The following is a 22,751-nucleotide window of genomic DNA, read 5'->3' as shown; positions in this document are numbered from 1 at the left end:
GAACGCGGGGGAGGCGGTCGCCCGAAGGCGCAGGGCCGCCTGCAACCGGTCCGCGGCCTGAGCCGTTCGACATGATCGGCTCGGTCGATTCCCCCATTTTCGTGGCATCACTCACAAACCGGCTTGTCAGATTGCTTTTCGTTTCGGCGGCGTGCTGATGTCGAGGCATCGCCGTCGATTCGCGGCGGCGGGGATAGGGAGGATTCCCAGGTGGGGACCATGAAGACAGCAGCGAAGGTCGCGGCCGCGGCGGCGGGCGCGTGCGCCACTTTGGCACTCGGCGCCGGCACGGCATCGGCAGCTCATCTCTACTCAGGGGAAGGGTACCAGGGAATCTCGTTCGACCACAGCGAGACTCGTGTTCTGCGGGATCTAGGCGCGGGCAACGCGATGGACGCCGTGGTGCCGCGGGATTGGCTCGGCTTCTACCTCGGCGACGGCTCGATCTACGACACGCACCCGACGTGGGTGGACGCGACGATCCAGCAGGTGATCGACGAGACCGTCGCTCGCGGCGGCTACATGCAGTTCAGCGTGAACGATCCCGCCATCTGGGGTAGCCGCTTCGACGTCATCCAGCAGTGGTGACCATGAAGGCAGCAGTGAAGATCGCGGCCGCGGCGGCGGGCGCGTGTGCCACTTTGGCTCTCGGCGCCGGCACGGCATCGGCGTTCACGGTGCAGTCGATCGCGGGCGGCACTGAGATCCACGTCAATCACGGTGAGGCCGTGACGCTCTCGCAGGTCCGCATTGCGGGTCCGCTGCTGAATCCGTTGTACCCGCATCTGACGAGCACGTTTGGACCCGAGCTCCGCACGGGCGACGCAGTCCAGCGGTCCATCGACCTGGCTGCCACACGCGGGAACGGCGGTGCCGCCGTGCAGATCTTCGGGCCGCTGCACCATCCCGAGCGCGTGGCGTTCTACCACTACGAGTGACCGAAATGGGAAGGCCCGCCCCGACAGGGCGGGCCTTTCGTCGTCTGAGCGGGCTATCCGATGACGATGACCTTTAGCTTCCGCCAGAACCCGTGTGTGTTGGCGACCTTGGCGCGCCAACGCAGCTGGTCGTGGTAGCTGGCCTGAGTCGCCCCGGCGAACCCTCGGGCAGCGACACCCTTCCCGACGGCCAGCTCAGGTGAGTCGCCTCCCAGCAGCGCGGCACCTGCGCCGGCCGCTGCGGTGATGTCCTTATATTTGAACCTGTACGGCTTGTTGGCGGACGTCTCCCCAGACCGGGTATTGCGCTTCTGCTGCATGACCGACCTCCCCTCTGATCCGAGTGTGCCACTCAAACGTGCGCGGGTGAACCGAGCGGCCCGTCAGCGGCTAGGTTGTGCGACGAAGCCTTAGTCGAAACGTCAGGTCCACCACCGACCGAATCACCTCGCTGGCGTGAACACCGTGAGTGCTTCTGTGTCGTACCGGGCTGCCACAATCACGAGACGTCTTGCGACATCAGTGGATCAATCTGACAAGGAGCTTGCACGTTATGAGCGGAACAACGACAACACGGGCCGCGGAGCCTGAGGATCTGAACCGGCTGATTGTGGAGCGACTGAATGCCGGCGACGTGGATGGGTTGGTCGCACTGTACGAGCCTGACGCGGTGCTTTCCTTGCCGGATGGTCGGGTCGCGACCGGATCTTCCGAGATCCGGGCTGCCTATGAGCAGCTTGTCGCGGGCGCCCCGGTGTTTGCCCCGGGCGAGACACGGCCCGCTCTCCGAGTCGGTGATCTGGCGATGACATCGGTGCACCTCGCTGACGGTGGTGCCACCGTCGAAGTAGCTCGCCAGCAGCCGGATGGCAGCTGGTTGTGGGTGATCGACCAGCCCCAAGTCCTCGGGTAACGACGGACAAACGCCTACGGTCTGCGAGACTGACGACCCAGGACCTGCCCGGCGACGCTCGATCCCCTCTCCTTCTGATCGAGGCGGTCATCAACTTCGTTTGCTCGGTCCGCGTCGTTCTGCAATGGGTGATCGGCATGGGGGCCTGGGGTCCAGGATCTGGTGGCCGCGAGGTGGTGTCGGTGTCTGGGTGGGATTTCTCGTGGCTGGACGGGCGGGCGACGGAGGAGCGGCCGTCGTGGGGCACCGGCACAGGCAGTGACGAGGCCGAAAAGGCTACGGGCTGCCGTGACATCCAGGTGTTGCACAAGGTAGATACTCTCGACAGGGACGCACTCGGCAGTGCGGTCGACGGCGTCAAAGAGAGCGGCTGGACGCCGATGATGGGCAACGCGCTGCGAGAAGCTGCCGCAGCCATGCCGAGCTCGGGACCGCGCTCGATCGTGCTGGTCTCCGATGGCGAGTACAACTGTTCGCCACCCGATCCCTGTGAAGTTGCCAGGGAATTGAAGACCCAGGGCGTCGATTCGGTGATGCACGCGATCGGTTTCGCGGTCGACAGCGCGGCCCGCGCCCAGCTCACGTGCATGGCCCAGGTGACTGGGGCACCTACACCGACACAGCGGACGGACCGGCTTTGGAACGAGTTCGACCACGGGCGTCACGATCGCAGTCGCCGCAGCAGTGGTCGCTCTGTGCGGTATCGGCGGCTGGCTCGTGATGCGTTCGCACCGCAGGTAGTCCGGTGCGGGCAGCTCCGATTCGGCGGAAAGTGCTCGCGCGCACTACTGTCGTGGATGTGCTGAACTCGGGGAACAGTATTCGGAAGTCGCAGTCCCACACCGGCCGGAAGGCTCGCCTCGGTGCCGTCGCGGTCGGGTTGACGGTCGGATTCGCTTCCGTCGCCGTACCGTCGGCTGCCGCCGACCCAGCGGGCGGGGAGCTGGCCTGGGGCCCGTGCCCCGCCGAGTACGCGCTCGATCCGGACACCGACCAGTGCGGCACCGTCACGGTGCCGCGTGACTATGCGAATCCCGGTGCCGGATCGATCGACGTCCTCGTCACCCGTCACAGCGCCGAGGACCCGGCCGCGCGCCGGGGCGTGCTGTTCACCAACCCCGGCGGGCCCGGCGGCGACGCGATCGCGTCCAACGGCATGTTCGCGCAGGCGCTTCCCGAGCAGATCCGCCGGCAGTGGGACTTCATCGGTGTGCAGCCCCGGGGTCTCGCGCATGCTGGGGCGGTCGAATGTGCCGTCACCCCGGAGCTTTTGGCCGCAATGAACGTCGGCTTCGCGGGCGGGGCAGCGCGGCTGGCGTGCGACGGTGCGGCACCCGGCGCCACCGCGCACATCACGACGGAGAACACCGCCCGAGACTGGGAACAGGTGCGGATCGCGCTCGGTGTCGACGTGATCGACGTCTACGGCCTTTCGTACGGCACGATCCTCGCCTCGACGTACGCGACACTGTTCCCGCGGCACACGGGACGGATGGTGCTCGACTCGGCGGTCGATCGCGAGTGGCTGTGGAACGACGTCCTGTGGCACCAGAACGACGGCTACAAGGCGCGCTTCTATGACCTCATGGACTGGATCGCGGCGAACGACGCGATCTACGGCCTCGGCGGCACTCCGCTGCAGGTGTACCAGCGCTGGTCCGACCGTATCGTCGGGGAAGCGGGGGGCAACCCCACCCTCGCGCCCCCACCGGCCCAGATCGGCGACGTCCCACCCGGCCTGGAGAATGTCGCCGATGCGTACCGGGCCGGTGTCGACCTCACCGGGCCCGCCCGGGTCCAGTTCGAGGCGTTCTTGCGTCGTCTCGCCGATCCCGCTCACGCTCAGTCCGCGTCGAGTATCTATGCCCTCACACGCCAAGTGCTTCCCGCTCGGAACAGCTGGCCGATGGTCGCCCGCGTCATCCGGGACGGCCTCGGGGCACTTCCCGAGGGTGTGCCCAGCGACGTCACCGAGGACCAACTCAACTCGATTGTCCAGGCCCAGATGATGCAGGCGATCGTGCTTTGCAACGAGAACGCGGTCGCGCCGCGGCCAGAGCGGCTCCCGGGCTGGCTCTTCTCGACGTTCGTCACGGGCGACCTGTTCGACGCCATCGGCTACGGCTACAGCGCAGGTCCGGGGTGCGCAGGGGCGCCGCCGGTGACCGCGCTACCGGAGATCGGCAACCACGGTTTGGCCACGGCGCCCCTCGTGCTGCAGGGATTGCGGGACCCGCAGACGCCCTACGACGGGGGTGTCCGACATGCCCGCGACATGAACGCGCACCTGGTCACCGTGGAAGGCGGGGACCACGGCGCCGCCATCCAAGGCGGCAACACCACGGTCGACACAGCGATCACGGACTACCTGCTGACCGGGGCCACCACCGTCACGCGCGTCCCGGAGGCGCCGATAACCGCGCCGCTGTAGCGCGTGTGCGCAGGTCGACAGCCGGTTCTTCTGCGTGGCAGGCGATGTCGACCGCAGGCTCGAAGCGCTTGCAAGGTCGAGCAGGTGGCCGATCTGGCGGGGGATGAGCTTGCCGGCTTCCTGATCGCGCTCGTCGTTCGGCTACGAGAGATGTTGGAGCACTTAGCCCAGGATGACGTGCAGTCCGCGGGAGCCGGTTCCTCGGACGATCGCTGAGGGTGTAATCGCGGCGGCACACGAATCCGAGGAAAGTGGCTCTTGTGCTGACCATTTCAGCGCAGCGTCGGCTCGTCAGCGGCGGCAGCCGACCGTGGCCTCGGGACACCACAGCTGTCCGGTCTGTCGGCTTCTGGCGCCTACGATTGATCCCGGGGATGTGCTCCGGGTCGAGGACGTGCCCAGGGGTGGAGGATCTGGAAGTGCAGGAGGGGGAGTTGGCCGACAGTCAGGGCATGTGGAGTGTGCGGGGCGCGCGGATCGCGATGATCTGCGCGGCCGCCATGATCGCCGTGCCGGCGCCGTTGTTGATCGTCGGCCTCGTGTCCACCACTGACCGGACCACAAGCACCGGGCACGCCGAAGGCTGCGAAGTGCTCTCGATCCGGAAACCTGGATGGTTCCGCGGCAAGGAATCGGCGAAGATCGGCACGACCTGCGGGACTCTGTCGACCCCGCAGACCGGCGCGATCATCGACAGCCTGGTAGTCGGACAGGTCTACGACTTCGACGTGCTCATCAACACCGTCAACGGCTCGACCTCCCGGATCATCACGCGGTCCACGCCACAGTCGACCCTCGAACACCTGCAGCAGCGGGTGCTTCCGAGGACGACTGTGGCGCAATGGATCCGCCGGCACCAGTTCTTCGCCACGATGGTCATCACCGTGACAGCTCTCGGTGGTGCTGCTGCCCTCAGCACGACTGGACTGCGATCACCGCACAGGACCATCACCGACCGCTTACGAATCGGCGTCACATACGACTTCGATGTGACCGAGCGCATTGTGTGGTTCGTTCGGACCACGCTGATCGACGAAGCCCGGCCGTCGCGGTAGCCCGCCGCCGGCCGGGTCCGTCGGTCGTCGGGCTGGCGGGCTGTGAATCGCCACCGGAGTTGTCATTTCCCGGGGCTCTGACCTGCGGTGTGACAACAACCATGTCGAGGACAGCGTCGATCGTGGTCAATGTAGATGGATTGCCCGAGCCGTGCTGGGGTGCTGGATCAGCCTGCTTCGCGGCCGGTGGTGTCGTGCGTTACGTTGCTTCGGTCGCGGCGCTGTTCGGCGATGGATGGGTTGGTGTTGGCGCGGACGATGTCTTCGTCGATGACCACGTCTGCGATGTCGTCGCGGCTGGGGATGTCGTACATGAAGTGCTGGAGCACTTCTTCCATGATGGCTCGCAGGCCCCGGGCGCCGGTTCCTCGGATGATCGCTTGGGAGGCGATCGCATCGAGAGCATCGGCCGTGAAGGTGAGTGTGACGCCGTCGATTTCGAAGAGGCGTGCGTATTGCTTGACGAGCGCGTTCTTCGGCTCGGTGAGGATCTTGACGAGCGCATCTTTGTCGAGGGGGCGCACTGCCGTCACAATCGGAAGGCGGCCGATGAACTCGGGGATGAGGCCGAACTTGTGAAGGTCATCGGGCATCACGTCGTCGAGGTCGTCTGGGGTGTCGGTGTCTCTGGATCGGATCTCGGCGCCGAACCCGATGCCGTGGTGACCGACTCGGTTGGCAACGATCTTCTCGAGCCCTGCGAAGGCTCCGGAGACGACGAAGAGAATGTTTGTGGTGTCGATCTGTATGAAGTCTTGGTGCGGGTGTTTGCGGCCGCCTTGTGGGGGAACGCTTGCTTGGGTTCCTTCGAGGATTTTCAGGAGAGCTTGTTGGACGCCTTCGCCCGAGACGTCGCGGGTGATCGACGGGTTCTCGCTCTTGCGGGCGACCTTGTCGATTTCGTCGATGTAGATGATCCCGGTCTGGGCTCGATGAACGTCGAAGTCCGCGGCCTGGATCAGGTTGAGGAGGATGTTCTCGACGTCCTCGCCGACGTAGCCGGCTTCGGTGAGGGCCGTGGCATCGGCGATCGTGAAGGGGACTTTGAGCATGCGGGCGAGAGTTTGTGCGAGATAGGTTTTTCCACAGCCTGTCGGCCCGAGCATCAGGACGTTCGATTTCGTGAGTTCGACAGTGTCACCGTCGGAGGCCTCGCTGCTGTCGCGCGCGGCGCGGATTCGCTTGTAGTGGTTGTAGACGGCGACAGCGAGCGACCGCTTGGCAGCGTGCTGACCGATGACGTATTGGTCGAGGTGAGCGCAGATTTCGGCCGGGGTGGGCATGCCTTCGCGTTCGAGAATTCCGGGTTCGGCCAACTCTTCTTCCAGGATCTCGTTGCACAGGTCGATGCACTCGTCGCAGACGTAGACGCCGGGGCCGGCAATCAGCTTCCGCACGTGCTTCTGGCCCTTGCCGCAAAACGAGCATTTCAACAGGCCACCGCTATCGCTGATCTGTGCCATGTCTCACTCCTCGTCAACGCTGATGGGTGGGTGAAATGTGCGCGTCAGTGGTCTCGAGTTCGTGCGGTGAGGGCGTCGGCGCGTGCGCAGGCACCGGGGCCGATGCTGCGCGAGGTGATGCGTCCATCGGAGATGGAGACGGCACCCTCGGTGTCGTCATCGACGTTCGACAACCCGCAGGCTGCGGCGATCTCACCGTTGGGGTCGACCATCACCTGCACGCGCGGCCACGCGGCGGAGGGGAAGGCTTGGCGCAGCGACCGGCACATATCGGCGAGTGCCAATCGTGCCAGTGGCGCTAGCTCGGCGATGTCAGCGGTTACGAGAACAGCGGTGACTGGCGATTCACGGGGTGCTGTACGGACCAGGTGCTCGATGCACTCGAGCCGGTTCATCCCGACTACGGCAACGATTCCGTCGTCGATCGCCGTCGGCTTGCCGCGAACAACATCGGTTGCCCTGGCGACGGCCCACTCCTCGTCGACGGAATTCACAGCGACGTCAGTTGCCGGAAGAATCCACGGATCGTCGATGACGATTCCAGTGATGTGTCGACAGGTTGCGATCACCTTGGAGTGATCCACGAAATCGGGTGCAACGAAGGATAATTCGCTTGCACCGTACAGAACGGTGAGCACGGATTCGGCGACGCCGACCATGCGCTCGGCGGCCCGGGAAAGTCCCTCGAGGGCCAAGCCGAGAAGTATGGCATCGAGCTTCACCAACTGGGCGAACGGCCGCTGAAACCGTTCGTCAGTGAGGATTTCGGGGATAAGGTCCACGCCGAGCATCGGAGAGGTGAGCTGAACTGATCCCTGATACTCGTAGTTGTTGGTCCGGGGCAGTCGATCCACCCAAGTGCTCGCGAACACCGCCAGCGCGCCCTCCGGGTCATCTGCATAAGTGTTCAGGACTTCGCCGGCGTTCTCCGCCTCCTCCGCGAGGACCGCTAGATACAGGGCACGCTTGCCGGGAAAGTTGGAATACACCGCGCCCCGGGTGAGGTCCGAGCGGATGGCGATGTCGTCCACGGTCGCTTTGCGGAAGCCGCGCTCGGAGAATTCGGCTCGGGCTGCCGCGAGCACCCTGCGCCGGTTGAGCTCTTGCTGCTGGACCCTCGTCAGCCGCGCCATCGCTCCGATTCCTCCCCTCCCTCTGATTCATCCCATTTCAAATGCTGTAATCATCCGAATGTTGCTAGCATCCGAATGTACACGGGGGTGCTCCGCCTGGGGAGTGTTCGATCACTGGACCGCCCTTCAAACAGAGCTATCGGCGATGCCGGGGGGCGAGCGCGGGAAGTGCAACTGTCGGGCGCCTGACCAGTGCATCGACGACTGTCGATGACGTCCTTGCCGAAGCTCGCGCACGTTGAGCCTGCCTACCGTGCCGCCGTGGACGTCATCTGCCGAATCTGTGGAAGGCGAGTAGGCCCTGGCTCGAACTATCACGCCCTTGCTCGCCTGGGACCCCTAGGTGCGGCCGCTCTCTGACGGCCCGGCAGGCCGCGCGGTGTGGTGTCAACCCGCCGCCCGCGGCCCGATCGGCATGTCGCCGAATATTTGAATACCGGCTGTTAGGTTTGTCTAGTGCGGCATTCAGGGCAAAACCGAGTCGGTCTGACATCATCTGAACTGTTCTTCCGCAGCCGTGCAGGCGCCGCTGTTGCGGTGGCGGCGTTGGCCATTTCGGCCGGCCTGACCGTCAGCTTCCTCGCAGGGAACGACTACATAGACCTGCTCGTCTACCGCATGGGCGCGAGGGTGCTGCTCGACGGCGGAGACATCTACGGCGCGTTGCCGCCCGTGGTCGGCGATTTCGGGCTGCCGTTCACGTACCCGCCGCTCGCGGCAATGTTGTTCGTCCCGCTCGCGCTGATGCCCCTCGGGCTCGGCAAGCTCGTGTTCACCCTTGTATCTGTCGCCGCGCTGGCGGTGACACTACGGATGGTCCTTGCACGTGTGAGGCCGGATGTGGGCGCGCGGGCCTCGTGGACCATGACTGCTGTCGCGGTCGCCGTCGCACTGCAACTCGAGCCCGTTCGCGAAACCATCAGCTTCGGGCAGATCAACATGGTTCTGATGGCATTGGTCGCAGTCGATGTGCTGACGGAGAAGCCGAAATGGCCACGCGGGCTACTGATCGGGCTCGCGGCCGCGATCAAACTGACCCCCATAGCTTTCCTGCTGCTCTTCCTGCTCAAACGCGATTGGCGGACCAGTGGCCGCATCGTCGTCGCGGCCCTCGGATTCACCGCGCTGGCTTTCGCCGTGATGCCCGAGGCGTCCACGAAATACTGGTTGCAGACCCTCCCGGATACGGGCCGGATCGGCCCGGCCTACTTCGCCAACAACGCGTCCTTCAAGGCGGTCATCTCGCGATTCGGGCCGCCCGAGCACCTCGGGTCGGTCCTGTGGTTGGTCGCAGTCGTCGTGATGCTGGTGGTCGCGGTGATCGCGATCCGCCGCGCAATCGACCACGACGATCTGGTCGTTGCGTTGATCGCGAACGCGACGGCAGTCCTGTTGGCCTCGCCTGTGTCGTGGTCGCACCACTGGGTGTGGGCAGCCCCAGCGCTGCTGGTCCTGGCGCTCGCGGTGGTGCGCGCGCCTTCTGCATGGAATGCCGTCGCCGCCACCGGTATCGGTGCACTCTTCCTGATCGGCCCGCAACACCTGTTGCCGACGGCCGGGGATCGCGAGCTCGACTGGGCCCTGTGGCAGCACGGATTCGGCACTCTCTACGTGACGGTCGGGTTCGGGTTCTTGGTGTGGCTTGCCTTCGGGGCCTATCGGAACAGGCCGGCAGCCCGTGAGTTGAGCCGTGGCGACATCCGCGCCATCCGTGCCAACCGCTGACTGCCCCCATCGTGATGTCGGGCCAGCAGTCCTCGCTGTTCCGGGGACTGCTTTCGGATGCGCGAGGGGAAGCACCCCCGAGGTTGCCCTCAGCGGGGTGCTCAGGACCCCAACTCGGGTTCGCTGGATCGGATTTCGGACGAGGAAAGGGAGCTTCTGATGTCGTCGAAGGTCACGTCCGTTCTCATCGACGCGGAGACCGGTGCAGTGCTGAGTGTTGATGAGGGCGACGTCGTTCCGGAGGGCGCGGCGCCTGGCGCTTAGCCGATGGCCCAGGTCCCGGGGCAATGCTGGCGCCCGCCGCTGCAGGCCTCGTTTGCTGGGACTCGACCCACGAGCCCCCTCTTCTACGGATAGGTCAGGGCCTCGGTGACGGACTCGGCTCGCTGTTGTCAGCGAGTCACACCCAGTAAGGCACACGAGCCCGATACTTGCGGAGGGCGTAGATCGCGAGTGCCCACCCGGCGGCGGTGAAGCCCAGCACGATGTACCAGTGGTACGCCCGCTGGTCCTGTCCGAGCAGCGGCGCCCGGATGATCTCGAGATAGTGGTAGAGCGGGTTGATCTCCGCGATGCGTGCACGTTCTCCGGCCCGGTCGCCGAGAGCCTGCGTGGTCCACATGACCGGAGTGAGCACGAACAGCAGCAGCGTCAGGCTGCCGAGGATCGGTGCGATGTCGCGGTAGCGGGTGGCGAAGATGCCGAACACGATCGATACCCACAGCGAGTTGAGGACGAGCAGCGCAAATGCGGGGATGGCCGCTACCGCAGTCCAGTGCATGTTGTGCCACACCCCGAATGCGAACAGCAAAACCACGTACACCACCAGAGTGTGGGCGAAGAGCAGCACCTGCCTCCACACCAGGCGATAGACATGCACGCTCAGGGCCGACGGCAACTGCTTGATCAGACCCTCGTTGGCAACGAAGACCTCGGAGCCCTCCAGGATTGATGCGTTGATCAGGTTCCACACGATCAATCCGACGGTGACGTAGGGAAGGAGGAAGTTCAGAGGAATATGAAGCAAACCGGCGTAGAGCAGGCCCATCGCAGTCGCCTGCACGCCAGTGGCGATGGTGACCCAGAACGGGCCGATCACCGAACGACGGTACCTCTGTTTGATGTCCTGCCACCCGAGGGCGAGCCACAGTTCCCGCTGAGTGAACCCCTCCCTCAGATCCTGGAACGCCCGCCGGAACGTCCGAGAATCAGCAACGTGGATGTCGGAGGTAGGGGCCAGCACTTCGTCCGAGACTAGTGGCATGGAACCCGAGGCTAGCGGCTTCGCGTGCAGTCCCAGGTAAGCAACGTGCTTCGCCCCACCGCGAACATCATTTCTGTGTGATTTCCTGCCCCGGACCACTCTGCCGGCAACGCGGATCAGCTATCTGGCTGGGTAGTCCGGTGAAGGACGACTTCAAGCGAGTAGCTACGACGTCTCCGGGATCGGTCAAAATAGCGCGGTGTGTCCCGCCCATCCTCGCTGCATCTCGACCGTCATCGCGGTCAGCCTGCGCGCATTCGCGTCACGCCCACCAGTAGCGCCGCGGAGTGTCCATTCGGTGATCTCTCCGGACCCGTCGAAGTACGACGGCAGCTGCCCGGGTGCTGTGAGCAGCAGCCGGCTCGTGGCGAGTACGAACGCCACGCCGAATCCAACCAGCACTCTCCAGGATGGGCGCACGCGATTCGGTGATTTCCCCATACGCGGACCATATGCACCGGCCGCTTCCACTGTGACGCATGGCGATTGCCGAGCGTGCAGGGGAGGCCGTTGCGACCCCCGCACCGCAGCCCTGCATTTTGGTGGGCTACCGGAGGTCAGGCGAAACGGGACGAACACGCTGCGCTTCCGGAGCATATGAGACCATCGGGTATGAATATGCAGTTTTGGGAGGTAACGGCGCTCTTCCGGCATCTGCGGAACTATCTCGTGAATGCCCGCCGATTCTTCACGGGCTGGAGTGTCACCGAGATCCCGCCCACTGAAATCCCGCGCCCCGAAGACCGCTGAGCCGACAACGCGCCGACGTGGTCGAGGCGATGACCCTGGAGCGTGGCGGGGGGCAACCCGCATCGAACGTCCCTCGAGGAAGGAACCATTATGAGTCCGAATGGCCCGTCCAAAATCCGCGCAAACGCGTCCACCGCAGGCCGGATGTGCCGGAGTGCCGATGCATCCACGCAGCCCACCGGTTCGGTTCTGGTGATCGGAGCCGGGATCGCGGGACTCACCGCGGCGCGCGACCTGGTCCGGGACGGGCGTCAGGTCACGGTGATCGAAGCACGCGACCGTGTGGGAGGCCGACTGTCGACCGATCGCACCTGGCAGGACATGCCTCTGGATCTGGGCGCATCCTGGATCCACGGCGTGGACGGCAACCCCGTCACAGAGCTGCGCGACGAGTTCGGTCTTCCCACCGTGGTGCTCAATACGGACGAGATCACCACCTACAGTGGCAGCCGACACCTGGACCCGGCCGCGATGACCGAGTACGGCACCGACGTCGAGGCGGCCATGGCCGCGATTCAGGACATGTCCGCACAGCCGGCGTTCGCGAACACCTCCTTCGCGGCCGCCGTCGACCCGGTCCTGACGCAGCTGGGCCTGACCGGGATCCGCGCCGACCACGTCCGGGACACCGTCCAACAGTTCATCCAGGACGCCTTCGGCGCCGACGCCGGCCAGGTCCCGCTGTGGATCGCGCGGTATGAAGACGGTTACGGCGGCGACGAGGTGGTCTTCCCCCGCGGCTACGACGAGATCGCGACCGGGCTCGCCGAGGGCCTGGACGTGCGCGTGGGTCACGTCGTCGATCGCATCGCCCACGACGCCGCCGGCGTCCGGGTGCACACCGACCGCGGTGTCTTCGCCGCCGACCACGTGGTTGTCACCCTGCCGTTGGGTGTGTTGCAGGCCGGTGCCGTCGCCTTCGACCCGCCGCTGCCCGCGGCGAAACAGGAGGCGATCGGGCGCCTCGGCATGGGCGTCTACAACAAGCTGTACCTGCGCTTCGACACCCAGTTCTGGGACGACGCCGAGGTCATCGCCCAGTTCGGCCTGCCGAACGAGTCGATGGCCGCGTGGTATCCGCTCCATTCCGTCACCGGTGTGCCGGTGATCGTGGCGCTACGCGGCGGGTCGGTAGCGCGCCGCATCGAAAACCTCGATGACACCGCGACCGTCGCCGAGGGGATGCGTGGCCTGCGTGCCATGTACGGCGAGAGTGTGCCCGAGCCCCGTGCCTACCGGCTGACTCGCTGGTCGACCGATCCCTACGCCCGCGGCTCCTACTCGTACCCCGGAATCGACTCCACACCCGACGACCGAGCCATCGTCGCCGAACCGATCGGTAACCGAGTCTTCTTCGCCGGTGAGGCCACGCATGCCACCGAAGCCTCCACCGTCCACGGGGCGCTGCTCTCAGGCCGCCGCGAGGCCGGCCTCATCTCCAGGATCGGATGACCACGCACCCGGCTACAACGCGTCCCCTGGATGACACCGTCTGGATCGGCGACCCCCTCGAGCGTGTCTCCTGTGTCGCGCGCGAGGTTCGAGCCGTGCGTGTGGGCTCGACAAGCCGTCGAGTCCACCGACGCGGTCCAGTCGACCAGCCCGTTCGCATCGGCGTGTGCGAGTAGCGCAGTCAAGATCGTGTCCCAGGTCCCGTCGCCGGCGTAGCGGCGGTGACGCTTCCAGATCGTCTGCCACGGAACAAAATCCGTCGGCACGTCCCGCTATGCCCTAGTGGCGCCCTCCGCCGAGTTCGGCGACCGCGTTCCGGAGCAGAGTTCCGGCCGCGGCGTACTTCTCGGGGGTGAGCCGACTGTCGGGCCCGCTGACCACGAGTGCGCCCAACGGTTTCCCGCTCAGGTCCGTGACTGCCGAGGCGATGCTTGTCGATCCCTGCTGGACGGCGCCCTCGCACAGCGACCAGCCGCGCTCGCGGATCTCGTCGTACTCGGCATCCGTGAGCAGCATGCCGGGGGCGTCCGCCAGATCTGTGCGCCCCTCGGGGGTGAGGTGGGCAAAGATGGCGCGTCCTGCGGCGCTGGTTTCCGGCGGGTGGACCGCGCCGACATGCAGTGCGGTGCGGACCATCTGCCGGCCCTCGGCGACGTCGACGACGACGATCGTCGTTCCGTCGAGCAGCGCGAGGTGCGCGGTCTCGCCCGTCTCGTCGCGGATGGAAGCCAGCAGTGGGCGGGCGCGTGCGGGCAGGGGTGACGTGTCGAGTGCGCGACCGGCGACGACCAACGGCTTGGTCGACAGTTCCCACCGTGGCGGCGCATCCGCCAGTGGGCGGATCCAGCCGGCCTCGTGCAGCGTCGCGAGCGTGCGCTGCATGGCGCTCTTGTCCTCGCCGAGTTCCTGGCACAGCGCAGTGAGACCGATGGGCTGGTGCGCGGCAACCGCCTCGACGACACGAAGACCGCGCGCGAGTGTGCCGAGTGTCTTGACTGCGATCTGGATCACTCCTACTGTGTGTATCTGAAAGTGATAGCGAGTATCGCATATCGATACTACCTCCGCAAGGGGCTGCGCTGCACCGCGATTCGACGAAGGAGATTTCCGTGACGGCTGTCAATCAGGAACTCGATCCCGCCCTCTTCAACCCCGAGCCCGAGCAGGCCGAGGTCAAGTACACGGTCATCTCCGTCGACGACCACGTGGTGGAGCCGGCGCACCTGTTCGAGACCTGGATGCCCGCGGCGTTGAAGGACCGTGGACCGAAGATCCTCGAGAACGAACAGGGCGCGCAGGTCTGGGAGTTCGACGGCAACATCTACTCCCAGGTCGGCATGAACGCGGTCGCCGGCCGACGCAAGGAATCCGTCAAGTACGAGCCGTTCCGCTTCGACCAGATGCGGCCGGGCTGCTACGACATCCATGCGCGCGTCAAGGACATGGATCTCGGCGGCATCTGGGCGATGCTCAACTTCCCGTCCCAGATCACCGGGTTCTGCGGCCGTGTATTCGCGCATGCCTCCGACAAGGAGGTCGGCATCGCGGCGGTGCGCGCATGGAACGACTGGCTCTACAACGAGTGGTACCTCGAGTATCCGACCCGTGTGATCCCCGGCGGCATCACCTATCTCACCGATCAGGTCGAGGCCGTCAAGGAGATCGAGCGCAACGCCGAGCGCGGCTTCACCTCGGTGACCTTCCCCGAGCGTCCGCACGCGATCGGGCTTCCCTCCCTGTGGGATCGCGACCACTGGGACCCGATCATCCAGGCGTGCGTCGACACCGACACCGTCATCTCCCTGCACGTGGGCAGCTCCGGCATGTACCAGTACCCGCAGGGTGCGCCCGGACTCCAGTTGGGCGCCACGATGTTCGGGCAGCTCTCCCTCGCCGCCTGCAGCGAGTGGCTGTGGTCGGGCTATCCCAAGGACCACCCCACGCTCAAGATCGCGATGAGCGAGGGTGGGATCGGGTGGGTGCCGATGCTGATCGACCGACTGGACAACATCATCGACCGATCGGGCTACGGCCTGGGCTGGGCCGACCGTCCGGCGGACATCCTGCGCCGCAACTTCTGGTTCTGCACGCTCGACGACCCGTCGACGATCGCGCTGCGCGACGTGATCGGAGTCGAGAACATCATGCTCGAGACCGACTACCCGCACGGGGACGGCACGTGGCCGCACACGCAGAGCGTCGTCGAGCAGTACTGGGGCGGGTTCCCCGCGAAGGACCTGCGAATGATGTGCAGCGAGAACGCCGCCAAGCTGTACCGGCATCCGCTGCCCGAGATCGTCCTTCCCCGAGGCTGAGGGGGAGGGGCTTGCTCGTCGACGTGGGTGACGTGGAGATCGCCACTCGGGTGGTGGGCTCGGGGCCGCCGCTGTTGCTGCTGCACGGTTACCCGCAGACGCGGCGAGTCTGGCAGCGGGTTGCCGATGACCTCGCCGACCGTTTCACGGTCGTCACCACCGATCTTCGTGGTTACGGCGAGAGCAGCAAGCCGGCGGGCGACGACGCCCATGCGACGTATTCCAAGCGGTCGATGGCCGGCGACCAGGTGGAAGTCATGCGCAGATTGGGCTTCGAGAGATTTGCGGTCGCCGGCCACGATCGGGGTGCCCGGATCGTGCATCGCATGTGTCTGGATCATCCGGAGAAGGTGGCACAGGCGGCGCTGCTGGACATCCTGCCGACCTCGGAGGTCTACGCGACCACCGATCGGCAGCTGGCCACGGCGTACTTCCACTGGTTCTTCCTGATCCGGCCGCACCGGCTCGCCGAGCAGCTCATCGACGGAAACCCGGATGCCTGGATGGAGAACGTGCTGGGTCTGGCCGGAGGGGCACCGACCTCGATGTCGGACGAGGACGTGGAACATTACAAGAGCTACTTCCGGGATCCGGCCGTGGTCCACGCGACGTGCGAGGACTATCGAGCCGGCGCGTCGGTCGACCTCGAACACGACGCGCTCGACGCCGGCCGCCGGATCACCTGCCCCGTCCTCGTCCTGTGGGGCGACCGGGGTCTGCTCGCCCGGCGTGAGCATCCGCTCAACGTATGGAAGAGATTCGCGCACAACGTGACTGGGGAACCGATTCCGGGAGGGCACTTCTTCATCGACGACTCGCCCGCCGATGTCGTGAGGGCCGTCGGGGAGTTCCTCGAGCCCTGGCGGTGCGGGCGACTCGCCTGAACCCGACACCCAGGCCCAGCACCACCCGAGGCCGGCCCGCCTCGGGACCGAGAGGAGAAACGTCAATGACCTTCACACCGACCGCAGATCGCCTGATCCCTGAACTCGATCCCCGGGAGGAGATCGTGATGCTCGGCCGCACCCTCTGGAACGAGGGATACCGCGACCACCTGGCCGGTCACATCACCTACAACCTCGGCGACGGCACGCTGCTGTGCAATCCGTGGCTGCTGACGTGGGAGGAGATGTACCCCGAGGACATTCTCCGAATCGATCTGCAGGGCAACCTGATCGAAGGATCCTGGCCGGTACCACTCGGCATCCCGCTGCACCTGGCGCTGCACAACGCCCGCCCGGACGTGGTGTACGCACTGCACAACCACTCCGAGTACGGCACGGTGTGGGGCGACATCAAGGAGGTGCCGCCGGCGTACGACCAGAGCTCCAGCCTCGGCGGGGGTGAGCTGGTTCTCGTCGACGAGTACGACGGCGCCGTCAACAGCATGGAGGCCGCCGAGAAGGCGGTCCGCGCGATCGGCGACGCGGATCGGGCGCTGCTGGGTGGACACGGCGTCTTCGTCATCGCGGACACCGCGCGGGCAGTGTTCCTCCGTGCGGTCGCCCTCGAGCAACGCTGCAAGAACGCATGGATGGTGCGGGTGGCCGGCGGTCCCGACAAGACGTCGCTCCCGGACTGGTGGCTCGACCGGCAACTGAAGAACGACGGCAACGGGTACCACGGCTTCTGGGAGGCGGCGGTGCGTTCGGGGCTGCGGGCGGATCCGGTTCTCGCCGAGAAGATCCTGTCCAGGCCGCGATGACCGTGCCATCGATCGCGGAGGGGACGGGAGCGGGCCCGGCCGAGGTCCGTCCCGCCTCGGCGGAACGAGCGGCGGACATCTTCACGTGCCGCGAGGTCATCCGGATCATCTCCGGGATCGAGCGGCGTGCACCCGGCGAACGCCTCGACGAGTACTACTGGGCCGAGTTGCTGGGCGGCTGTACCGAATCCGAGGTACTCGAGGCGACCTGGGAGCACTATCGCCAGCATGCGCGGCCGATCTGGCCGGCCGACATCCTCGCGCGGGTGGCGGCGCGGAGGGCCGAGGGCGCGGAGATCGTCCGATGACGCCGATCCTGGTGCTCGTTCCCGAGGAGCGCGGCGTGTCGGCCCTCGCGCAGGTGCCGAACGTCTGCGCCGTCGTGTACGACCCGGAGAGCCGTCGGCTGCCGGACATCGCGTGCGACGCGGAGGTTCTGGTGGCGCACCGATTCGATCCCGCGGACGCCGGCCCCCTCTTCGCGCAGCTGCCCCGGCTGCGGATGGTGCAGTTGTTCAGTTCGGGCGTCGAGCGCTGGACGAACGTCGTGCCCGACGGCGTGCGCGTGTCGAACGCGGACCGGGCGCACGGCGGGGCGGTGGCCGAGTGGGTCGTCGCGCAATTGCTCGCCCACGTCCGCGATCTGGCGGGCTACCGGATCAAGCAGCAGGAGCAGCGGTGGCAGGCGCACCCCACCGGGACGTTGTCGGACAAGCGCGTGCTCGTGTTCGGGGCGGGCGACATCGGCGAGAACCTTCGCCGACGACTCGAACCGTTCGGTTGTACGGTCACCCTGGTCGGACGGACGGCGCGTGCGGGAGTCATGGACGTCGAACGCGGCCGGGCCGAACTCGGTGACCAGGACGTCGTGATCCTGGCGCTGCCGCTCGACGATTCGACGGTGCACCTCGTGGATGCGGTGTTCCTCGCGACGATGAAGGACGGTGCGGTGCTGGTCAATGCAGGACGCGGCGAGCTCGTGGACACGGAGGCACTGCTCGCGGCAACCCGCGAGGAGCGCGTGTACGCGATCCTCGATGTCACCGATCCCGAACCGCTGCCCGCCGATCACGGTCTCTGGACCGCACCGGGGGTGGTGGTGACACCGCACGCGGCGGGCATCACCGACGACGTCCGCGACCGCTGTTGGGCCGCCGCGGTGCGGAAGATCGCGGCGTACGCCGACGGAACCGACGGATCCCGTGTGGCGGTGTCCCGATGAAGGCGTTCGGGTTCGACTGGCGTTGGCAGGACTCCGACGAGTTGCTCAACGTCGAGGACTACCGCCGTGCCGCGCGACGACGTCTGCCGCGCATGGTGTGGACCTATGTCGAGGGCGGGGCCGACGACCTGCGCACCGTCGCGGGCAACCGTTCGGCGTTCGACGACTGGTGGCTCGTGCCGAGTGTCCTGGCCGGCCACGACACCCACGACCTCGCCACCGAGGTGGCCGGGCTGCCGCTCTCGATGCCGGTGCTCACCGCGCCCACCGGCTTCAACGGCCTCACCCGGTGGAGCGGAGACCTCGACGCGATCCGCGCGGCGGAGCGCGTGGGAACCCGCTGTGTCGTGAGCACGGCATCGACGTGGTCGGTCGAGGAGGTCGCCGACGCGGCCACCGAGTCGCACGCGTTCCAGCTGTACCCCGGTGCGGGCGGGGTGGCCGCGGCCCTGATGCGCCGCGCGTGGGCCGCCGGCTTCCGGTCACTGTTCGTCACGGTCGACGTCCCGACCGTCGGCAACCGCGAGGGCGAGAAGCGCGAAGGGATGGGCGTGCCGCCCGTCCTGACGCCACGCCGACTGCTCGACGTCTCCCGGCACCCGAGATGGGCCTACGACGTCGTACGGCATCGGCGGATCGGCGGCCGCAACCTCGCGTCCGGCGACGGCGTGACCGCGGCGCTCGCCTCGATCGAGATCCAGGAGCGGCACCTCGTGCAGTCGCGGTTGAACTGGGACGACCTGGCCTGGATGCGGGACAACTGGCACGGCCGCCTCTACATCAAGGGGGTGCTGCGCGCCGAGGATGCCGTCCGCGCTGTCGACCTCGGTCTCGACGGCGTCGTCGTGTCGAATCACGGTGGCCGCCAACTGGACGGCTGTGTGCCGTCGGTGTCGGCGCTGCCGGCGGTGGCCGACGCGGTCGCCGGGCGGGCCGAGGTGCTCCTCGACGGCGGGATCCGGCGCGGCACGGACGTGCTCAAGGCGCTCGCACTCGGCGCGGACGCGGTGCTGATCGGCAGACCGTGCCTGTACGGGATGGCGGTGGCAGGCGACCGCGGCGTCGAGCACGTGCTGACGATCCTGAAGTCGGAGATCGAGCGGGGTCTGACGCTCCTCGGTGTGCGCGACATCCGGGATCTCGACCGATCACACGTGCGTCCCGTGCGCGGCGGCGAGCGGGACGAGATTGGAATGTCGACCGTTACCACCCAGTGAGACTTGCGCCACAACTGCCGCGGATTCCTCGGTATCAAGAATCACGTTCCAGACGTTCGCGCTGCTCGAGGAGGACTGCAATGGGTACACCGGTGATTGTCGATGCGGCCAGGTCGCCGATCGGTCGACGTGGTGGCTGGCTGTCCGGCCTGCATGCCGCGCAACTTCTGGGTGCGGTCCAGTCGGGACTGCTCGAGCGTCTGAATCTCGATCCGAACATCATCGAGCAGGTGATCGGCGGCTGCGTCACCCAGGCGGGCGAGCAGGCGTCGAACGTCAGTCGCAACGCGTGGCTGCACGCGGGCCTGCCGGAGCGGACGGGCGTGACGACGATCGACTCGCAGTGCGGTTCCGGTCAGCAGTCGGTGAATCTGATCGCGGCCCAGATCGCTGCCGGCGTCATCGATGCGGGCATGGCGTGCGGCGTCGAGGCGATGTCCCGGGTGCCTCTGCTGTCCAACATCAGCGGCGACTTCGGCAGCCCCAAGCCGCCGGGCTGGAGTGTGGACATCCCGGCCCAGTTCGAGGGCGCCGACCGAATCGCGAGGCGACGGGGATTCACGCGCGAGGACCTCGACGCGTTCGGCCTACGGTCGCAGCAGCGTGCGGCCGCTGCGTGGGAGGACCGTCGATTCGACGGCCAGATCATCCCCGTGAAGGTTCCCGGCGCGGACGGGCAGGCGCCCACCGCGGTGTCCCGTGACCAGGGCCTGCGGGAGACGTCGATGGAGGCGCTCGCGCGCCTGAACCCCGTTCTCGAGGGCGGGCTGCACACCGCGGGGACCTCGTCGCAGATCTCCGACGGCGCCGCGGCCGCGGTGCTGATGGACGAGAACGTCGCCCGGGAGTTCGGGTTGCGCCCGCGTGCCCGGATCGTCGCGCAGTGCCTCATCGGCGCGGAGACGCACTTCCTCCTGGACGGTCCGGTGCAGGCCACCGAGTACCTGCTCGACCGAGCAGGCCTGTCCGTCAAGGATATCGATCTCTTCGAGGTCAACGAGGCCTTCGCGGCGGTGCCCATGTCCATGGCCCGGGTGCACGGCGTCGACGAGGACCGTCTCAACGTCAACGGCGGAGCCATCGCTCTGGGCCATCCTGTCGGGTCGTCGGGCGTGCGACTGATTGCCGCGGTGATGGACGAGCTCGAGCGCCGTGACGGTGAACGTGCGCTGGTCGCCGTCTGCGCCGGCGGGGCGATGGCGTCCGGGGCGATCGTCGAGCGGATCTGAACTATGTGAACACCATTGCCATGCAATGTCTTCGGAAGGCGCACGACGTTCTGTCGTGTGCCCGTTCCGGCTGCTCGGAACGAGCACGGCCGGGTCTGCAGAATCCACGATTCCACTCCGGTGTGATTTGCCGCACGCTGAATGCCGCGGCCTGCTAGGGTCCCATTCGGCGGCGGCAAAGGTCCGAAACATCCTTTGCTGCAACTTTTTCGGGCTACTCCCCAGTAGCTCCGATGATGGCGCGAACCGTCCGAGTCGACCCGACCGGTCGGGCAGGTGGTCCGATTCCAGCCGCGCGCGAAGGAAAGCGTGATCACGCGTGCGGGACGAGCCGATTCGTCGTGGATTTTCAGGAGGCATTGCATGATGGACAAGTGGCTTCGCAGGTCGAGGAACCTGGCTGTGCTGGCTACGGCCGCCGCGGTTCTCGCCGGATGTGGTGGTGGGGCTTCGTCTTCGACGACGTCCGATGCATCCGGTGACCTCGACCCCACCGCGATCCTGCGGGTCACGGCGAGCGCGCCCACCCGCAACCTGGACCCGTACATGCAGACCAGCTACGGCGGATGGGGCTACCTCACACCGGTTTTCGACCGGCTGACGGTGGTGGACGAAAACGGCGATCTCCAGCCGGCCCTGGCCGAGTCGTGGGAGTTCGCTCCGGACGGTTCCTACCTCGAGCTGAAGCTGCGCCAGGGCGTCGCCTTCCACGACGGCGCTCCGTTCGATGCGGCGGCGGTGGCCGCGAACATCGAGCGCGGCAAGACCATGGAGGGCAGCACGGTCGTCGCCGCGCTGAAGAACATCACCTCGGTCGACGTGGTCGACGACAGCACCGTCCGTCTGCAGTTGGCACCCGGTACCGGTGTGGAACTACCCGGTGTGTTCAGCAGCAACGTCGGAATGATGGTCAGCCCGAAGGCCATCGAGGCGAAGGCCGATCTGCGTAACAACCCGGGCCAGAGCGGATCCGGTGCGTACGTCGTGACGGCCTACGTGCCCGAGGAGTCGGTCACCCTGGCCCGTGCGGACGGTACGAACTGGGACCCCGAGGCCGGGAAGGTCGCGGGCATGGAGTTCAAGTGGATCTCCGACGCGAGTACCCGACTCAACGGGCTCAAGACCGGCGCCACCGATCTGAGCTGGGTGAGTTCCGCCAACGAGATCGTCGAGGCGAACTCGTTGTCCAAGAGTGGCACGCTGGACGTCACCGAGGTTCCCTTCCGGAACGTCCTGGGCGTGTTCATGCGGGCGCAGGGTGATCTCGCGAAGCCCGAGTTGCGGCAGGCGGTGGCGTCGGCGATCGATCCCGCGGCGATCAGCGCGTTGTTCTCCGACACCTGCACCCCGAACCGTCAGCTGTATCCGGCCGGTAGCTGGGCGGCCGACCCGTCCTACCAGTACCCGTACCAGTTCGATCTCGAGAAGGCGAAGAGCCTGGTGCAGGCGGCCGGCGGAGCCAAGGTCACGCTGACCTTCGCGGCGGGCACCAACACCGAGAAGCCGGCGAACGTCATCCAGTCGACGCTGTCGCAGGCCGGCATCGACGCGGAACTGAACCCGGTCCCCAACACGCAGAACGAACCCCGCTACATCGCCGGTGACTTCCAGTCGATGGTCTCCAACAGCTTCAGCCCCAAGGTGGATCCCGCCGAGACGGTCAACACCTTCGTGACCGGCCCGTACGACCTGGCCAACGGCAACCCGCAGATCGCGGAGCTTGCCGCGAAGGCTGCGAATCCGACTCTGTCGCAGGACGAGCGGGCCCCGATGTATCACGAGATCTGGGACCTGACGTTGAAGGAGGCGATGTTCGTGCCGATCTGCAACCAGACGAACGCGACCATCTCCACTGCGAAGGTCGTCGGCACCGAGAACATGCCCTGGGTGAATCTGGGCATCTTCGACGTCCGTCACGTGGGCATCACCAAGTAGTCGC

At 66.5% G+C, this 22,751-nt stretch carries 23 protein-coding genes; 17 read left to right on the top strand and 6 right to left on the bottom strand.

Annotated features, from left to right (window positions below):
• Positions 1-219: 219 nt before the first annotated feature.
• Entirely contained in the window at positions 220-588 is a 369-nt protein-coding gene (locus J2X34_RS09925; protein WP_174913709.1) for a hypothetical protein, read from the top strand.
• Between the two features lie 2 nt (positions 589-590).
• Positions 591-938 carry a hypothetical protein gene (locus J2X34_RS09920; RefSeq protein ID WP_174913706.1) on the top strand — a complete coding sequence of 116 codons (348 nt, stop codon included), beginning with the start codon at positions 591-593 and terminating at the stop codon, positions 936-938.
• A 53-nt stretch (positions 939-991) separates the two neighbouring features.
• Here the strand turns inward: J2X34_RS09920 and J2X34_RS09915 are convergent, their stop codons facing one another.
• Positions 992-1,258: a hypothetical protein gene (locus tag J2X34_RS09915; protein ID WP_174913704.1), complete on the bottom strand. Its 267-nt coding sequence runs from the start codon at positions 1,256-1,258 to the stop codon at positions 992-994.
• Between the two features lie 233 nt (positions 1,259-1,491).
• On the opposite strand from J2X34_RS09915, the gene J2X34_RS09910 reads away from it, so the two are divergent.
• From J2X34_RS09910 to J2X34_RS09890, 5 genes are all read left to right on the top strand, one after another.
• The gene (locus tag J2X34_RS09910; protein ID WP_174913701.1) at positions 1,492-1,851 is read left to right on the top strand and encodes a YybH family protein; all 360 of its coding nucleotides are present in this window, start codon (positions 1,492-1,494) and stop codon (positions 1,849-1,851) included.
• 137 nt (positions 1,852-1,988) lie between these two features.
• On the top strand, positions 1,989-2,657 hold the full coding sequence (locus tag J2X34_RS09905) for a vWA domain-containing protein (protein WP_429517185.1): 669 nt from the start codon (positions 1,989-1,991) through the stop codon (positions 2,655-2,657).
• 14 nt (positions 2,658-2,671) lie between these two features.
• A complete protein-coding gene (locus J2X34_RS09900; RefSeq protein WP_429517183.1) occupies positions 2,672-4,282 on the top strand; it encodes an alpha/beta hydrolase in 1,611 nt (536 codons plus the stop codon).
• 84 nt (positions 4,283-4,366) lie between these two features.
• Positions 4,367-4,498 (top strand): hypothetical protein, encoded by a 132-nt coding sequence (locus J2X34_RS09895; protein WP_302675466.1) that lies wholly within the window; start codon positions 4,367-4,369, stop codon positions 4,496-4,498.
• 188 nt (positions 4,499-4,686) lie between these two features.
• Complete coding sequence (locus J2X34_RS09890) at positions 4,687-5,337, top strand: hypothetical protein (RefSeq protein ID WP_429516899.1); 651 nt, start codon at positions 4,687-4,689, stop codon at positions 5,335-5,337.
• Positions 5,338-5,504: 167 nt separating this feature from the next.
• On the opposite strand, the gene clpX is transcribed toward J2X34_RS09890, so the two are convergent.
• The gene (gene clpX, locus J2X34_RS09885; RefSeq protein ID WP_429516897.1) at positions 5,505-6,800 is read right to left on the bottom strand and encodes an ATP-dependent Clp protease ATP-binding subunit ClpX; all 1,296 of its coding nucleotides are present in this window, start codon (positions 6,798-6,800) and stop codon (positions 5,505-5,507) included.
• 44 nt (positions 6,801-6,844) lie between these two features.
• A complete protein-coding gene (locus J2X34_RS09880; RefSeq protein ID WP_429516895.1) occupies positions 6,845-7,933 on the bottom strand; it encodes a TetR/AcrR family transcriptional regulator in 1,089 nt (362 codons plus the stop codon).
• 537 nt (positions 7,934-8,470) lie between these two features.
• Between J2X34_RS09880 and J2X34_RS09875 the strand changes: the two genes are divergently transcribed.
• Positions 8,471-9,658 (top strand): glycosyltransferase 87 family protein, encoded by a 1,188-nt coding sequence (locus tag J2X34_RS09875; protein WP_429516893.1) that lies wholly within the window; start codon positions 8,471-8,473, stop codon positions 9,656-9,658.
• A 400-nt stretch (positions 9,659-10,058) separates the two neighbouring features.
• Here J2X34_RS09875 and wzm read toward each other — a convergent pair whose 3' ends face one another.
• Together wzm and J2X34_RS09865 are read right to left on the bottom strand one after the other, a co-directional pair.
• Positions 10,059-10,922 (bottom strand): galactan export ABC transporter permease subunit Wzm/RfbD, encoded by an 864-nt coding sequence (gene wzm, locus J2X34_RS09870; protein ID WP_429516891.1) that lies wholly within the window; start codon positions 10,920-10,922, stop codon positions 10,059-10,061.
• A 186-nt stretch (positions 10,923-11,108) separates the two neighbouring features.
• The gene (locus J2X34_RS09865; RefSeq protein ID WP_147283514.1) at positions 11,109-11,306 is read right to left on the bottom strand and encodes a hypothetical protein; all 198 of its coding nucleotides are present in this window, start codon (positions 11,304-11,306) and stop codon (positions 11,109-11,111) included.
• A gap of 456 nt (positions 11,307-11,762) precedes the next feature.
• Here J2X34_RS09865 and J2X34_RS09860 point away from each other — a divergent pair, with 456 nt between their 5' ends.
• Entirely contained in the window at positions 11,763-13,124 is a 1,362-nt protein-coding gene (locus tag J2X34_RS09860; protein WP_429516888.1) for a flavin monoamine oxidase family protein, read from the top strand.
• A 279-nt stretch (positions 13,125-13,403) separates the two neighbouring features.
• Here J2X34_RS09860 and J2X34_RS09855 read toward each other — a convergent pair whose 3' ends face one another.
• On the bottom strand, positions 13,404-14,135 hold the full coding sequence (locus J2X34_RS09855) for an IclR family transcriptional regulator (RefSeq protein WP_429516886.1): 732 nt from the start codon (positions 14,133-14,135) through the stop codon (positions 13,404-13,406).
• A gap of 98 nt (positions 14,136-14,233) precedes the next feature.
• On the opposite strand from J2X34_RS09855, the gene J2X34_RS09850 reads away from it, so the two are divergent.
• The 8 genes from J2X34_RS09850 (at position 14,234) to J2X34_RS09815 (ending at position 22,747) form a co-directional block, all read left to right on the top strand.
• Positions 14,234-15,439, top strand: coding sequence for an amidohydrolase family protein (locus tag J2X34_RS09850; protein ID WP_429516884.1), 1,206 nt, complete (start codon positions 14,234-14,236; stop codon positions 15,437-15,439).
• Between the two features lie 11 nt (positions 15,440-15,450).
• Positions 15,451-16,323 carry an alpha/beta fold hydrolase gene (locus J2X34_RS09845; protein ID WP_429516882.1) on the top strand — a complete coding sequence of 291 codons (873 nt, stop codon included), beginning with the start codon at positions 15,451-15,453 and terminating at the stop codon, positions 16,321-16,323.
• A gap of 65 nt (positions 16,324-16,388) precedes the next feature.
• Positions 16,389-17,144 (top strand): class II aldolase/adducin family protein, encoded by a 756-nt coding sequence (locus tag J2X34_RS09840; protein ID WP_429516880.1) that lies wholly within the window; start codon positions 16,389-16,391, stop codon positions 17,142-17,144.
• Positions 17,141-17,452, top strand: a complete 312-nt coding sequence (locus J2X34_RS09835) for a galactose-1-phosphate uridylyltransferase (protein ID WP_429516878.1) — start codon at positions 17,141-17,143, stop codon at positions 17,450-17,452. The genes J2X34_RS09840 and J2X34_RS09835 overlap by 4 nt, the downstream gene beginning before the upstream one ends.
• The gene (locus J2X34_RS09830; protein WP_429516877.1) at positions 17,449-18,366 is read left to right on the top strand and encodes an NAD(P)-dependent oxidoreductase; all 918 of its coding nucleotides are present in this window, start codon (positions 17,449-17,451) and stop codon (positions 18,364-18,366) included. The genes J2X34_RS09835 and J2X34_RS09830 overlap by 4 nt, the downstream gene beginning before the upstream one ends.
• Positions 18,363-19,583: an alpha-hydroxy acid oxidase gene (locus J2X34_RS09825; protein ID WP_429516875.1), complete on the top strand. Its 1,221-nt coding sequence runs from the start codon at positions 18,363-18,365 to the stop codon at positions 19,581-19,583. The genes J2X34_RS09830 and J2X34_RS09825 overlap by 4 nt, the downstream gene beginning before the upstream one ends.
• A gap of 80 nt (positions 19,584-19,663) precedes the next feature.
• Entirely contained in the window at positions 19,664-20,812 is a 1,149-nt protein-coding gene (locus J2X34_RS09820) for a steroid 3-ketoacyl-CoA thiolase (RefSeq protein WP_429516873.1), read from the top strand.
• A gap of 402 nt (positions 20,813-21,214) precedes the next feature.
• A complete protein-coding gene (locus tag J2X34_RS09815; protein ID WP_429516871.1) occupies positions 21,215-22,747 on the top strand; it encodes an ABC transporter substrate-binding protein in 1,533 nt (510 codons plus the stop codon).
• Positions 22,748-22,751 lie beyond the last annotated feature (4 nt).

This window comes from Rhodococcus sp. BE178 (assembly GCF_050433545.1).
In the GTDB taxonomy this organism is placed as follows: domain Bacteria; phylum Actinomycetota; class Actinomycetes; order Mycobacteriales; family Mycobacteriaceae; genus Prescottella.
Note: the sequence above shows the minus strand (reverse complement) of the source record. Positions and strands in the feature narration are given on the sequence as shown.

What these genes read in the sequence shown, in the direction of transcription:
- J2X34_RS09925 (WP_174913709.1), top strand. Translation starts at nt 220, where the DNA reads ATGAAGACAGCAGCGAAGGTCGCGGCCGCGGCGGCGGGCGCGTGCGCC.
- J2X34_RS09920 (WP_174913706.1), top strand. Translation starts at nt 591, where the DNA reads ATGAAGGCAGCAGTGAAGATCGCGGCCGCGGCGGCGGGCGCGTGTGCC.
- J2X34_RS09915 (WP_174913704.1), bottom strand. Translation starts at nt 1,258, where the DNA reads ATGCAGCAGAAGCGCAATACCCGGTCTGGGGAGACGTCCGCCAACAAG.
- J2X34_RS09910 (WP_174913701.1), top strand. Translation starts at nt 1,492, where the DNA reads ATGAGCGGAACAACGACAACACGGGCCGCGGAGCCTGAGGATCTGAAC.
- J2X34_RS09905 (WP_429517185.1), top strand. Translation starts at nt 1,989, where the DNA reads ATGGGGGCCTGGGGTCCAGGATCTGGTGGCCGCGAGGTGGTGTCGGTG.
- clpX (WP_429516897.1), bottom strand. Translation starts at nt 6,800, where the DNA reads ATGGCACAGATCAGCGATAGCGGTGGCCTGTTGAAATGCTCGTTTTGC.
- J2X34_RS09880 (WP_429516895.1), bottom strand. Translation starts at nt 7,933, where the DNA reads ATGGCGCGGCTGACGAGGGTCCAGCAGCAAGAGCTCAACCGGCGCAGG.
- wzm (WP_429516891.1), bottom strand. Translation starts at nt 10,922, where the DNA reads ATGCCACTAGTCTCGGACGAAGTGCTGGCCCCTACCTCCGACATCCAC.
- J2X34_RS09860 (WP_429516888.1), top strand. Translation starts at nt 11,763, where the DNA reads ATGAGTCCGAATGGCCCGTCCAAAATCCGCGCAAACGCGTCCACCGCA.
- J2X34_RS09840 (WP_429516880.1), top strand. Translation starts at nt 16,389, where the DNA reads ATGACCTTCACACCGACCGCAGATCGCCTGATCCCTGAACTCGATCCC.
- J2X34_RS09835 (WP_429516878.1), top strand. Translation starts at nt 17,141, where the DNA reads ATGACCGTGCCATCGATCGCGGAGGGGACGGGAGCGGGCCCGGCCGAG.
- J2X34_RS09830 (WP_429516877.1), top strand. Translation starts at nt 17,449, where the DNA reads ATGACGCCGATCCTGGTGCTCGTTCCCGAGGAGCGCGGCGTGTCGGCC.
- J2X34_RS09825 (WP_429516875.1), top strand. Translation starts at nt 18,363, where the DNA reads ATGAAGGCGTTCGGGTTCGACTGGCGTTGGCAGGACTCCGACGAGTTG.
- J2X34_RS09820 (WP_429516873.1), top strand. Translation starts at nt 19,664, where the DNA reads ATGGGTACACCGGTGATTGTCGATGCGGCCAGGTCGCCGATCGGTCGA.